The organism is Aeromicrobium sp. A1-2 (assembly GCF_003443875.1).
In the GTDB taxonomy this organism is placed as follows: Bacteria; Actinomycetota; Actinomycetes; order Propionibacteriales; family Nocardioidaceae; genus Aeromicrobium.
In genome coordinates, this window is record NZ_CP027482.1 from 1,294,459 (window position 1) to 1,306,964 (window position 12,506).

The 12,506-nt window shown below is 67.5% G+C and carries 11 protein-coding genes; 6 read left to right on the forward strand and 5 right to left on the reverse strand.

Going from position 1 to position 12,506, the window contains the following annotated elements; genetic code table 11:
- Positions 1 to 41: 41 nt before the first annotated feature.
- A complete protein-coding gene (locus tag C6I20_RS06285; protein ID WP_118395180.1) occupies positions 42 to 914 on the forward strand; it encodes an acyl-CoA thioesterase II in 873 nt (290 codons plus the stop codon).
- Here the strand turns inward: C6I20_RS06285 and C6I20_RS06290 are convergent, their stop codons facing one another.
- From C6I20_RS06290 to C6I20_RS06300, 3 genes are read right to left on the reverse strand one after another with little or no spacing between them, the layout of a single operon-like run.
- On the reverse strand, positions 915 to 2,795 hold the full coding sequence (locus tag C6I20_RS06290) for a CocE/NonD family hydrolase (protein ID WP_118395181.1): 1,881 nt from the start codon (positions 2,793 to 2,795) through the stop codon (positions 915 to 917).
- A gap of 51 nt (positions 2,796 to 2,846) precedes the next feature.
- Positions 2,847 to 3,728, reverse strand: coding sequence for a MaoC family dehydratase (locus C6I20_RS06295; protein WP_118395182.1), 882 nt, complete (start codon positions 3,726 to 3,728; stop codon positions 2,847 to 2,849).
- Position 3,729: 1 nt separating this feature from the next.
- Complete coding sequence (locus C6I20_RS06300) at positions 3,730 to 5,079, reverse strand: 3-oxoacyl-ACP reductase (RefSeq protein ID WP_118395183.1); 1,350 nt, start codon at positions 5,077 to 5,079, stop codon at positions 3,730 to 3,732.
- Between the two features lie 147 nt (positions 5,080 to 5,226).
- Between C6I20_RS06300 and C6I20_RS06305 the strand changes: the two genes are divergently transcribed.
- A complete protein-coding gene (locus C6I20_RS06305) occupies positions 5,227 to 6,576 on the forward strand; it encodes an acetyl-CoA C-acetyltransferase (RefSeq protein ID WP_216823000.1) in 1,350 nt (449 codons plus the stop codon).
- Positions 6,577 to 6,678: 102 nt separating this feature from the next.
- Here C6I20_RS06305 and C6I20_RS06310 read toward each other — a convergent pair whose 3' ends face one another.
- Positions 6,679 to 6,969: a hypothetical protein gene (locus C6I20_RS06310; protein WP_118398657.1), complete on the reverse strand. Its 291-nt coding sequence runs from the start codon at positions 6,967 to 6,969 to the stop codon at positions 6,679 to 6,681.
- Positions 6,970 to 7,031: 62 nt separating this feature from the next.
- On the opposite strand from C6I20_RS06310, the gene C6I20_RS06315 reads away from it, so the two are divergent.
- On the forward strand, positions 7,032 to 7,682 hold the full coding sequence (locus C6I20_RS06315) for a TetR/AcrR family transcriptional regulator (RefSeq protein ID WP_118395185.1): 651 nt from the start codon (positions 7,032 to 7,034) through the stop codon (positions 7,680 to 7,682).
- A 19-nt stretch (positions 7,683 to 7,701) separates the two neighbouring features.
- Here the strand turns inward: C6I20_RS06315 and C6I20_RS06320 are convergent, their stop codons facing one another.
- Positions 7,702 to 8,355, reverse strand: a complete 654-nt coding sequence (locus C6I20_RS06320; RefSeq protein ID WP_118395186.1) for a TetR/AcrR family transcriptional regulator — start codon at positions 8,353 to 8,355, stop codon at positions 7,702 to 7,704.
- 48 nt (positions 8,356 to 8,403) lie between these two features.
- Here C6I20_RS06320 and uvrB point away from each other — a divergent pair, with 48 nt between their 5' ends.
- From uvrB to C6I20_RS06335, 3 genes are all read left to right on the forward strand, one after another.
- A complete protein-coding gene (gene uvrB, locus C6I20_RS06325; protein WP_118395187.1) occupies positions 8,404 to 10,488 on the forward strand; it encodes an excinuclease ABC subunit UvrB in 2,085 nt (694 codons plus the stop codon).
- Between the two features lie 22 nt (positions 10,489 to 10,510).
- A complete protein-coding gene (locus tag C6I20_RS06330) occupies positions 10,511 to 11,296 on the forward strand; it encodes an aldose 1-epimerase (protein ID WP_162891167.1) in 786 nt (261 codons plus the stop codon).
- Positions 11,297 to 11,478: 182 nt separating this feature from the next.
- Positions 11,479 to 12,504, forward strand: a complete 1,026-nt coding sequence (locus C6I20_RS06335) for a TerC family protein (protein ID WP_254052314.1) — start codon at positions 11,479 to 11,481, stop codon at positions 12,502 to 12,504.
- Positions 12,505 to 12,506 lie beyond the last annotated feature (2 nt).

The window sequence follows — 12,506 nt, forward strand, 5'->3', positions numbered from 1 at the left end:
CCCGCAGCGGCGGAGCGTGCTCACGACGATAGGCTGACCTCGTGCCCGCATCCCTTGACGAAGTCGTCGGCCTGCTCGATCTCGAACGCCTCGAGGTGGGGCTCTACCGCGGTTCGCAGCCCGAGGGCTCGTCGCTCACACGCGTGTTCGGCGGGCAGGTTGCGGCGCAGGCCCTGATGGCAGCACAGCTGACGGTCCCCGACGACCGCTTCGTGCACTCGATGCACTTGTACTTCATCCTGGGCGGCGACCCGAGCATCCCGATCGTCTACGACGTCGAGAACGTCCGCGACGGTCGGTCCTTCACGACGCGTCGCGTCGCGGCCCGCCAGCATGGCGAGATCATCTTCTACATGACTGCGTCGTTCCAGGTCGTCGAGGACGGCTGGGAGCACCAGGACCAGATGCCAACCGTGCCATCGCCCGACGAGGCGACGCCGATGCGCGACATCGTCGGGATGCAGGGTGAGGAGGCCAAGGAGCACTGGGAACGTGAGTGGTCCTCGTTCGACGCGCGATACATCGGCGACAACCGCGCCGCCGACGATCCGCAGCGGGCGCTGGTGCCCGCGGTCCAGCGACTGTGGTTCAAGGCCGATGGGACACTCCCGGAATCGCGGATCGTGCACAACGCCGCGTTCACCTACATCAGCGACCTGAGCCTGCTCGGCGCGAGTTTGGTCCCGCACGGCCAGTTCATCGGCTCCGCCGAGGTCCAGCCGGCCTCGTTGGACCACACGATCTGGTTCCACCGCCCGGTCGCCGCCGACCAGTGGCTGCTGTACGACCAGACGTCACCGTCAGCGTCGGGCGCCCGCGGGCTCGCGACGGCCCGGGTCTTCTCCGAGGACGGCACCCTCGTCGCGACCGTCGCGCAAGAAGGTCTGATCCGCCACATCAAGCCGCGGGACTGACTACCTGACGGTCGGCAGCGTCCCGACGCTGGGGAAGTTGATCGTCGACGGGTTCTTCGCGGACGTGTGCACTCGCATCACGGTGACGGTCCCGAGCAGGTCCGGCAGCGTCGGCAGCAGGTGGGGGACATCGAAGGCCTGGATCGCGATCCGCAGCCGGTGACCCGGCAGGATCTTGGCCCGGGTCGGGAAGATCTCGACGTCGATCGGCGCGATCTCGCCGGACGCGAGGTTCTTCTTCGCGGCCTTCGTGAACGGGTGGAATGGCTGGATCAGCACGCCGTCGAGGTAGCGCGAGCGGGCGGTGTCGAGCGACCGGTGCGAGATGACCTGCCAGCCGCCGGTGAGCCGGCTGACCGTCCCGTCAGGTGCCTCGTCCTCCAGCGTGACCGAGAGCATGCCGTCGCCGCTGACGCTCGACGTGAACAGGTGTGCGTTGATCGGGCCCTGCAGAGTCACGGCCTTGGTCAGCGGCTGGGTCGAGAAGACTGCGCCGGACGCATCGTTGAGGGCGTTGTTGGTGAAGCACGGCAGCGTCGGTGCGACGGTGTTGGCGATGCCGGCAGTCCACTGGTTGGCAGATCGGGTGCACAGGCCGGCGGCGGGGATCGGCAGGATGGCCGATGTGCCGCTCGTGACGGCGCCGTCGGTCAGTCCGCCCGCGGCGCCGAGCGGTGCCGAAGCGCCGCTGAGGCTGAGCTTGGAGCCCTTCAGCGACGAGCCGATCCACTTCGAGTCGGTGCGCCAGGCGTCCGTGCCCTGCTCGTAGTACGTCAGGTTGGGGATGTCAGACCCGAGCCGTGAGTCCTTGGCGCCCTTGAGGTAGCGGTCGAACCAGCGCAGCTGCAGTTCGGCGAGCGATCCGTATCCCGCGCGGCCGACCTCGGCGCCGCTGGAGCCCTGCAGGTGGTCCCACGGGCCGACGATCATCTTGGCCGGGATGCCGCGCTTGTTGAGGTTCTCGAACAGCAGGGGAGTGCCGCGCTGGAACAGGTCGTACTCGCCCGCGATGAAGAACGCCGGGACCTTGACCTTGTCGATGACGTTGATGACCGACCGCTCGGTGTAGAACGGTCCGTCGTGCGCCGGCTCGCCGCCCAGCAGGGCGTTGAGCAGGAGGGGAGCGGTGAAGGTCGCGGCGCCGTCCAGGTGCTGGAGCAGCGTGACGACAGCCGACTGCGGGTCCGAGCTGGCGACCGCCGGCGGGATCAGCCCGGTGCCGGTCACCAGTCCGAGCCACAGTGGGATGAAGCCCACGTCGAGCTGGCCGCCCGACGCCACGACGTCGCGATAGACGTCCGCGCCGGGAACCTGCGGGAAGATCGCCTTGAGGCCCGGCGGCTGTGCTGCGGCCGCCCAGAGCTGCGCGATGCCCATGTACGAGGGCCCGGTCATGCCGGTGCTGCCATTGCTCCATGGACGCTTCGACGAGTGCGCCCAGGTCATGATCTCGCCGCCGTCCTTGTTCTCCCGGGCGTCGAAGGCCCTCCACGAGCCCTCGGAGCTGCCGGTGCCTCGTGCGTCGACCGTGAGCTGGACGTAGCCGCGCTTGACCAGGTACGACGGGTTGGCGCCACCGAGCCCACCCGCCGAGCCGAGGATCGACTTGTTGTAGGCCGTGATCGTGACGATGACCGGAAGTCGCTTCGCGATGGCCTTGCCGCTGGCATCCGCCGGACGCATCACGTCACCGCGCAGGATGGTCCCGTCGGACATCGGGATCGCGACGTCCCGCTCGGTCACGGTGCCGGCGTACTGCTCGGCACGCGGCTGCCAGGTCGTGGCGGCCGAGACCGTGCTGAGCGAGAGCGAGGCACCGACGAGTCCCATGACGAGACCGACGACGGTGACCAGCCGGATGAGCGCGTGGCGAGTGTTCACGAGTTCCTTCCAGGGTCGTTGCTGGGGACAACGACGCCCGGTAACTCGAAGTTACGGTTGCGTGAGGACTCGCCCGACGAGGTGTGTCACGGGCTTCTTGGCACCCTTGACCCCGAAAACCAGATCGGCTCCCTTGGTTCGCGACCCGAAGACGACGGTTCCCGGCAGCAGGATTGGCTTGCGGAACTCGGCATCGACCGTGAACGCCCCGGGGAGCTTGTTCTGGATCGCCGAGAGGCTCCGCGCGAGCGTCCACATGCCGTGTGCGATGTTGCTCGGGAAGCCGAACGCCTTCGCGGTCAGCGGGTAGAGGTGGATCGGGTTGCGGTCGCCCGACACCGCGCCGTAGCGGCGGCCGAGGTCACCTCCGAGCTTCCAGTGCACGACGCCGTCCGGAGCCTCGATGCCGACCAGCGGCGCCGGTGAGGTCTCCGCCGAGCCGCCCTTGTGGCGGGAGAACAGCGTCGTGACCTCGTCCCAGACGAGCTCGCCGGCGATCGAGATCTCCGTGACGACGTCGACCAGCGAGCCCTTGGGGAAGGGGCGCAGGTCAGCGGCGCGGACCGACACGTCGAAGGACTCATCGACCCCGATCGGCCGGTGCTGCGTGATGGTGTTGCGCAGGTGGACCAGGCCCATGGGAGCGAACGGGAAGGCTGTGTCGGTCATCAGAGCCAGGTGGAGCCCGAATGCGGCCATGTGCGGGTACGTCGCCGGCAGGGTGTCGCCGCGCGGGAACCCGCAGACCTCGTTGTACGTCTCAAGGTGTGCGCGGTCGGTCTGGACACCCTTGCGCTCGAGCACGATCTCCGGGACCGAACCCTTGGCGTGCCGGACCCCCGGCAGACCCCCGACGAGGGGGATCGCCGGGAGGACGGCCTTGAGCATCAGCGGCGCGGTGGACGGCGCCTTGTCGAACGTTCGGGTGACCATGTCAGGCTCCGATCAGTGCCTGGCCGCAGACCCGCACGACATTGCCGGAGATCGCGGACGAGCCGGGGTTGGCGTACCAGGCGATGGCCTCGGCCACGTCGATCGGCTGGCCACCCTGCGACAACGAGCTGAGTCGGCGGCCCGCCTCGCGGATGCCGAGGGGCATGGTGTTGACCATGTCGGTCTCGATGAAGCCCGGCGCGATCGCGTTGACCGTGATGCCGTCCTTCGCGACCCGCTTGGACAGATCCTCCACGAAGCCGATCACGCCGGCCTTGGCGGTGCCGTAGCTCGTCTGCCCGTTGTTGCCGGCGATGCCGGCGATCGAGGAGATGCCGATGACGCGTCCACCCTTGCGGAGGAGCTTCTGGTCGAGCAGCTCGGCGGTGATGCGCTGCGGGGCGCCGACGCTGATGTCGATGACCAGGTTCCAGTTTTCGGTCAACATGTTCTTGAGCCGCTTGTCGCGGGTGATCCCGGCGTTGTGCACGACGATGTCGACACCGCCGTGGGCATCCTTGAGCGCCTTGGCGATGACCTTGGGTGCGTCCTCGGCGGTGATGTCCGCGGCGATCGCCGTGCCACCCAGCTCGGCCATGACGGCGTCGAGCTCGGCGGACAGCTGCGGGACGTCGAGACCGACGATCTGCGCGCCGTCACGGTGCAACGTGCGGGCCATGGCCTCGCCGAGTCCGCGCGAGGCGCCCGTGATCAGGGCGACCTTGCCGGCCAGCGGCTTGGCCCGGTCGGCCACGGGGTCGGCGGAGACCAGGTCGGTCAGGCCCAGTCGGATGACCTGACCGCCGACGAAGGCCGACTTGGGGGAGAGCAGGAACTCCAGCGTCGAGCCGAGCGCGTCCTCGGCGCCGGCGCCGACATAGACCAGGTTGGCGGTGCTGCCGTTGCCGCCGACCTCCTTGCCCGCCGAGCGCACGAAGCCCTCGAGTGCACGCTGCGCTATCGCGGCAGTCTCGGAGGTGGCCTGCTCGGGGAGGGTGCCGATCACGACGAGCCGGCCCGAGGCCGCCAGGCTGCGCAGCGCGGGGGTGAAGAACTGTTGCATGTCGGCGAGGCCCGCGGTGTCGGAGATGCCGGTCGCGTCGAACACGAGGCCCTTGTAGCGCTTGCCATCGGCGCGCACGCCGACCGCCGTGATGCCACTGGACTTCAGGGTGCTGTTGAGCTTCTTGCCTAGCGTGCCGCCCGTGGCTGCGCCGATCAGGACCGTGCCCTTGACCAGCGGCGCGCCTTCGGTCCAGCGCTCGAGCACGGGAGGGTTGGGCAGACCCAGGTTCTTGATGAGGAACTTGCCGATCGGGTTGTGAGCAAGGGACTGATAGCGATCTGCCATGACTTGGGTGTGTCCTATCTCTCGGATACCATTGGTATCTGGAATGCTGCTGAAACTGTAGCCTCATCAAACGGCACCAGTCCACCATCGTGGATGCGGTGCTCATCACGTTCAGAATCATCGTTCACGAAGATCGAGGAGACCGCCATGGCGGACACCACCCCAGCCAAGAAGACTGTCAAGAAGGCGCCGTCCAAGAGGGCCGCAGCTGCAGCCTCGCCGCAGCAGGTGCGCCGAGTCGCCGTCATCGGCGGCAACCGCATCCCGTTCGCGCGCTCCAACTCCGTCTACCTCAACGCGTCCAACCAGGACATGCTGACCGCGGCAGTCGACGGGCTCGTCGACCGGTTCGGTCTCGAGGGTGAGCGGGTCGGCGAGCTCGCCGCCGGTGCGGTCCTCAAGCACAGTCGCGACTTCAACCTGGCCCGCGAGACGGTCCTGGGCTCCAAGCTGTCGCCCGACACCCCGGCGTTCGACGTCCAGCAGGCCTGCGACACCGGCATCCAGGCGGCGGTGCTGGTCGCCAACAAGATCGCGCTCGGCAAGATCGAGTCCGGCATCGCCGGCGGGTCGGACACGACGTCCGACGCGCCGCTCGCCGTGGGCGACAAGCTCCGCAAGATCCTGCTCGACGCCAACCGCGCCAAGGACACCAAGGGTCGCCTCAAGGCGCTGGCTCGGATCCGACCGGCGGACCTGGCACCCGACCAGCCGCGCAACGCCGAGCCGCGCACCGGGCTCTCGATGGGCGACAGTCAGGCCTTGACGACCAAGGAGTGGGGCATCACCCGTGAGGCGCAGGACGAGCTCACCGTGGCGTCGCACCTCAACCTCGCCAAGTCGTACGACGAGGGCTGGCAGGACGACCTGGTCACTCCGTTCATGGGAGTCACGAAGGACAACAACCTGCGTCCGGACTCAAGCATCGAAAAGCTCGCGAAGCTCAAGCCGGTGTTCGGCAAGGGTGACGGCGCCACGATGACCGCGGCCAACTCGACTCCACTGTCCGACGGCGCGTCCGTCGTGCTGCTGGCGTCCGAGGACGAGGCCAAGAAGCATGGCTGGACCCCCGAGGCGTACCTCGTCGACTACGAGACCGCTGCGGTCGACTACGTGTCCGGCGCCGAGGGCCTGCTGATGGCTCCCGTCTACGCCGTGCCGCGGATGCTCGCGCGCCAGGGTCTGACGCTGCAGGACTTTGACTTCTACGAGATCCACGAGGCGTTCGCGGGCCAGGTCCTGACGACCCTCGCGGCATGGGAGGACCCGACCTTCTGCAAGGAGCGTCTCGGTCTGGACCTGCCGCTGGGCTCGATCGACCGCAGCAAGCTCAACGTCAAGGGCTCGTCCCTCGCCGCGGCGCACCCGTTCGCCGCGACGGGTGGTCGCATCATCGCCAACCTGGCCAAGCTGCTGCACGAGAAGGGATCGGGCCGTGGCCTGATCTCGATCTGCGCCGCTGGCGGTCAGGGTGTCGTCGCGATCCTCGAGGCGTGACCCCACGAAGCAGCTGAGCCACCCCTCCCGCTGAGCCTGACGCTTCTGTTGCGACACACCGGTGTCGCTCGACAGAGACGTCAGGCTCAGCGCGTTGGGGAGCTACAGGGCTGAGCCTGAGGCGTGCAGGACGTCCAGGCGGTCGCTGTGCGGCTCCTCGGCAGGTCGGTTGCCGCCGAGCGCCTGGTCCACCGCGGGATGGATGCGCTGGTCGAATGCATCGGCGCACTTCTGCTCGGACTCCCACACGTCGATATAGCGCAAGCCGCCATCGACCCGGCGGACGCAGAGGTGCAGGATGCATCCCTCCAACGGATCCGGGCCGAGGTTGGCGATGATCTTCTCGTACGTGGGTAGGTCGATCGGCACGTCCTGGGTGAATGCGTGAACCATGATGAACACTCTCCTGAATTGACCCGAACCATATTCGGATTAATTCTGGTAGCGTCGCACCGATGGACGAACCAGTCAAGACCCGCAGCTACACCTCGACGGTGCGCGCCGAGCAGGCAGAGAAGACCCGCGGCGCGATCCTGGCTGCCGCCCGAGCGCTGTTTGTTGAGCGGGGCTATCGCCGTACGACGGTGCAGCTGATCGCCCAGCAGGCCGGCGTCAACGTCGACACGATCTACCAGGCGATCGGGCGTAAGCCTGATCTGATGCGTGAGCTTGTTGAGACGTCGCTGTCGGGTCGCGCCGTAGCGGTGCCGGCCCGGCAACGGGAGTACGTCCGCCTGATCAGGGAGGCGCCTGCCGCGACGGACAAGATCGACATCTACGCCCGCGCGATCACCGACATCCACGAGCGGATGGCGCCAATCTTCATCGCGCTGCGGGATGCGGCGTCCACCGACGAGCCGTGCCGCGCCCTGTGGAGGGACATCAGTGCCCGGAGGGCACGCAACATGCTGGAGTTTGCGGCCGACCTGCGAGCGACGGGAGAGCTTCGGGATGACCTCGGCGACCAGCGCGTGGCAGACGTCATCTGGAGCATGAATGCCGCGGAGTACTGGGTCCTGCTCGTGCAGGAGCGAGGCTGGGCAGCGACAGAGTTCGAGCGCTGGATCTCCGATGCGTGGCGCCGCCTGCTGCTACGGGCGGACTAGACGGCGGCGCGGTGGCGGATCAGACCGTGCCGCGGGCCATCGCGACGGCGGCGAGGGTCACGAGGTGCTTGACCTCATCGAACGGGACGGCATCGACGGCGGGGAGGCCGGGGTTCTGCTCACGGACCGAGAGCTGCAACGTCGCCAGGTTCATGACTCCGAGCGACTGGGTGTAGAGCACGTTGGCCAGCAGGTAAGGATCGCGGACATGGAACTCGCCGGTCGCGGTCCCCGCCTCGAGCACCGTCACGACGTGCGACAGGCAGGCGGCCATGGCCCGTCCCAGGTCAAACATGACCCGCTCGCTGACCTCCTCCATGAGCTCCTCGCCGCGCCGCCGCAGGAGCGCCTGGGCGCAGTCGACGAACGCCGGCAGGCCGGCGCCGAAGTCGAGGAAGGTGTCGGACAGGGTCTGTAGCCGGTCGACCGGCTCGCAGGACGCGTCGTCGGCCGAGGCGAGGGCCGTGTCGAGCTCGTCGAGGTAGCCCACGAGAGTCTGGGCGAACAGCTCCTCCTTGCCGGAGAAGTGTCGATAGATGATGGCGCGGTTGATCCCCACCGCGCGTGCGATGTCCTCAATCTGGGCGTCGCTCACGCCACGTTCATCGAACAGGGACCTGGTGGCGTCCAGGATCTCCCTCTTGCGCTCTGCGCGGCGTTCAGAGACGGGCATGAGACCACTTTAAGGCCCTTTGTCGGAGGCGGGACGTAGGCTCGTCGTATGAGGTCAGTGTCCGAGCTGCAGCGCCAGGTGGCTCCCATCGAGGTCGTCTCCGAATACCAGCCCGCAGGTGATCAGCCGGCCGCGATCGCCGAGCTCGAACGCCGCATCAACTCGGGCGCGGTCGACAACGTCCTGCTCGGCGCGACCGGCACCGGCAAGACCGCGACGACGGCGTGGTTGGCCGAGCGGCTGCAGCGGCCGATGCTCGTGATGATGCCCAACAAGCTGTTGGCTGCGCAGTTCGCCAACGAGCTCCGCGAGCTGCTGCCCAACAATGCCGTCGAGTACTTCGTCTCCTACTACGACTACTACCAACCAGAGGCGTACATCGCGCAGAGCGACACCTACATCGAGAAGGACTCCTCGATCAACGAGGAGGTCGAGCGGCTGCGCCACTCTGCGACGTGGTCACTCCTGACCCGCCGCGACGTCATCGTGGTCGCGACGGTGTCATGCATCTATGGTCTCGGTTCGGCACAGGAGTACCTCGAGCGGATGATCGGGTTCAAGGTCGGTGAGGAGCAGCCTCGTGACGAGCTGCTTCGCACCCTCGTGCAGGCCCAGTACGTCCGCAACGACGTCAGCTCGACCCGTGGCACGTTCCGGGTCAAGGGCGACACGATCGAGATCTTCCCGGTCTACCAGGAGCACGCCGTACGGGTCGAGTTCTTCGGCGACGAGATCGAGCGGCTCATGACCCTGCACCCGCTGACCGGTGAGGTCCTGAGCGATGACCAGGAGCTCTACGTCGGCGCCGCGACGCACTACGCCGCCGGCCAGGAGACCATGAACCGGGCGATGCGCACGATCGAGGTCGAGCTGGAGGAGCGGCTCGCCGAGCTCGAGGGCGAGGGCAAGCTGCTCGAGGCGCAGCGACTGCGCATGCGCACGACGTACGACCTGGAGATGATGCAGCAGGTCGGCACGTGCGCCGGCATCGAAAACTACTCCCGCCACATGGACGGGCGCGGCCCCGGCACCCCCGGCCACTGCCTGCTCGACTACTTCCCCGACGACTTCGTGCTGGTCGTCGACGAGTCGCACGTGACGATCCCGCAGATCGGCGCCATGTACGAGGGCGACATGTCCCGCAAGCGCTCGCTGGTCGAGCACGGATTCCGGCTCCCGAGCGCGATGGACAACCGGCCGCTGAAGTGGCCCGAGTTCCTCGACCGCATCGGTCAGACGCTCTACCTGTCGGCGACGCCCGGCAAGTACGAGCTCGAGAAGGTGCAGGGCGACGTCGTCGAGCAGATCATCCGTCCCACCGGGCTGATCGACCCCGAGGTCATCGTCAAGCCGACCAAGGGCCAGATCGACGACCTGATCACCCAGATCCGCATCCGCACGGAGCGCCAGGAGCGCGTCCTGGTCACGACGCTGACCAAGAAAATGTCCGAAGACCTGACCGACTACCTCCTCGAGGCCGGCATCCGCACGCGCTACCTGCACAGTGAGGTCGACACCCTGCGGCGCGTCGAGCTGCTGCGTGAGCTGCGGATGGGCGAGTACGACGTGCTGGTCGGCATCAACCTGCTGCGTGAGGGGCTCGACCTGCCCGAGGTGAGCCTGGTCGCGATCCTCGATGCCGACAAGGAGGGCTTCCTGCGCTCGGGGCGCTCGCTGATCCAGACGATCGGCCGGGCCGCCCGCAACGTGTCGGGTCAGGTCATTATGTACGCCGATCGGATCACCGACTCGATGGGCTGGGCGATCGAGGAGACCAACCGTCGTCGGGAGAAGCAGGTTGCCTACAACACGGCCAACGGCATCGACCCGACCCCCCTGCGCAAGAAGATCGGCGACATCACCGACATGCTGGCCCGTGAGGACGCCGACACCGCCTCGCTGCTCGCCGCGACGGGTGACAAGCGCCGCAAGGGCGCCCCGGTCCCGCTGGGGAAGCACACCACTTCGCTGGCCGACCTGCCCTCGGGTGAGCTCGCCGATCTGATCGAGCAGCTCAGCGAGCAGATGCGAGGTGCCGCAGCAGAGCTGCAGTTCGAGGTCGCGGCCCGGCTGCGCGACGAGATCGGCGACCTCAAGAAGGAGCTCCGCAGCATGCTCCAGGCGGGTGTCTGACCCGCTGGTCCAGACTGGCGGGGTGACCGACGTCCTGGAGAACGACCGTGTTCGTGCCGTCATCGACCCGGGCCGGGGGGCTCGACTCGTGAGCCTCGAGCTCGACGGTCACGAGGTCCTCGGCCGAGCCACCGACCCGTCGGTCGATCCGGCCATCGCCGACGGCTGCTTCCCGATGGTCCCGTGGGCGGGCCGGATCCGCGATGGTGTCCTGCTCGTCGGGGGAGCGGAGCACCAGCTGCCCCTGGCTGACGATGGCAACGCCCTACACGGCCTGGCCCACGCCGCCGCCTGGCAGTCACTGGGCGAGGGCGCGTACGAGCTCGCGATCGGGCCGCCGTGGCCCACTGAAGGTGTCGCGACCCTGACCTACGCGCTGCTCGATGACGGCCTCCGCATCGAGCTGAGCTGGGACGACGACAGCGAATCGCCGTGCTCGGTCGGGCTGCACCCCTGGTTCCGACGTCAGCTCGATGTCGGTGAGCCCGCAGTGTGGCCACTGGACGCCGGGGCCATGGTCGAGCGCGGGAACGACGGTCTGCCGACCGGACGGCTCACGGCGCCACACCCCGGGCCGTGGGACGACTGCTTCCGACTTTCCTCGGCGCCGGTCATCACCTGGCCAGGCGCGTTGGAGCTGACGCTGAGCGCATCGACCCCGTGGTGGGTCGTCTACGACGTTCCGGAGACCACGGTCTGCCTCGAGCCGCAGACCGCGCCGCCGGATGCCTTCGGTCACCCCGGACTGCAGCCCACTGGCGGATGGCCCCGCGGGGTGTGGCTGGAGCTGCGCGGGCGAGCGCTCTAGCCAGCACTGACAACCGACGAGGCAGAACAGGGCTCCACCTGCAAGAATGGGTCGTGGAGGGGAGTATTCCCCGATCGCAACGTCGTCATCACGGTGGCTCCCAGCAGTCTCCCGGTGTTGCGGGCCGCTCGATGCGGCGGAAGAGACCTCCGGCGCCCTGACGACCGGAGATACACGCCGTGATGCTTCCCCTGGCCGAGAGGGCCGCCGACACCGTGAGCATGTCGGTCTCGCAGACCGAGTGGTTCGTGACGATCGGCGTGACGATCGCCGTCCTGCTGTTCGACGTCGTGATCGTGGCCCGGCGCCCGCACGAGCCGACGATCAAGGAATGCACGGTCTATCTGGCCGGCTACGTCGGTCTGGCGATCGCCTTCGGCATCTGGGTCATGGTCCACCACGACGTGCCCGAGAAGGGTGGCGATTTCGGGCTGCAGTTCTTCGCCGGCTGGCTGACCGAGTACAGCCTCTCGATCGACAACCTGTTCATCTTCCTGATCATCATGGCGAGCTTCAAGGTCCCGCGAAAGCTGCAGCAGGAGGCCCTGCTGGTCGGCATCATCATCGCGCTGATCTTCCGCGGCATCTTCATCGCGATCGGTGCCGTCGCGATCAACAACTTCTCGTGGATCTTCTACATCTTCGGCGCGTTCCTGCTGTGGACCGCGTGGACGCTGGTCAAGGACACCGACCACGACGACGACGGCGAGAACGGTGTCGTCCGGTTGGCCAAGCGCTATCTCAACACCAAGGACGAGTGGCACGGGCTGACGCTGTTCATTAAGGAGAACGGCAAGACATTCATCACGCCGATGTTCCTGGTGATCCTGTCGCTCGGCACGACCGACCTGCTGTTCGCGCTCGACTCGATCCCGGCGATCTACGGCCTGACCAAGGAGCCCTACCTGGTGTTCACGGCCAACGTGTTCGCCCTGATGGGTCTGCGCCAGCTCTACTTCCTGCTCGGTGACCTGCTCAAGAAGCTGATCTACCTCTCGCAGGGACTCGCCATCCTGCTGGCCTTCATCGGGGTCAAGCTCGTGCTGCACGCGCTCCACACCAACGAGCTGCCGTTCGTCAACGGTGGCAAGCCGTTCGACGTGCCCGAGATCCCGACGCTGCTGAGCCTCGGGGTGATCGTCGTGATCCTCGCGGTCACCGCCGTGGTCAGCCTCACGGTGTCATCGCGCCGCGAGTCGGCCGGCTGACC

Bases quoted from the DNA above. Each gene is read 5' to 3' on its own strand.
- C6I20_RS06320 (WP_118395186.1), bottom strand. From the start codon at position 8,355: ATGCCCGTCTCTGAACGCCGCGCAGAGCGCAAGAGGGAGATCCTGGAC.
- C6I20_RS06300 (WP_118395183.1), bottom strand. From the start codon at position 5,079: ATGGCAGATCGCTATCAGTCCCTTGCTCACAACCCGATCGGCAAGTTC.
- C6I20_RS06305 (WP_216823000.1), top strand. From the start codon at position 5,227: ATGGCGGACACCACCCCAGCCAAGAAGACTGTCAAGAAGGCGCCGTCC.
- C6I20_RS06310 (WP_118398657.1), bottom strand. From the start codon at position 6,969: ATGGTTCACGCATTCACCCAGGACGTGCCGATCGACCTACCCACGTAC.
- uvrB (WP_118395187.1), top strand. From the start codon at position 8,404: ATGAGGTCAGTGTCCGAGCTGCAGCGCCAGGTGGCTCCCATCGAGGTC.
- C6I20_RS06295 (WP_118395182.1), bottom strand. From the start codon at position 3,728: ATGGTCACCCGAACGTTCGACAAGGCGCCGTCCACCGCGCCGCTGATG.
- C6I20_RS06315 (WP_118395185.1), top strand. From the start codon at position 7,032: ATGGACGAACCAGTCAAGACCCGCAGCTACACCTCGACGGTGCGCGCC.
- C6I20_RS06335 (WP_254052314.1), top strand. From the start codon at position 11,479: ATGCTTCCCCTGGCCGAGAGGGCCGCCGACACCGTGAGCATGTCGGTC.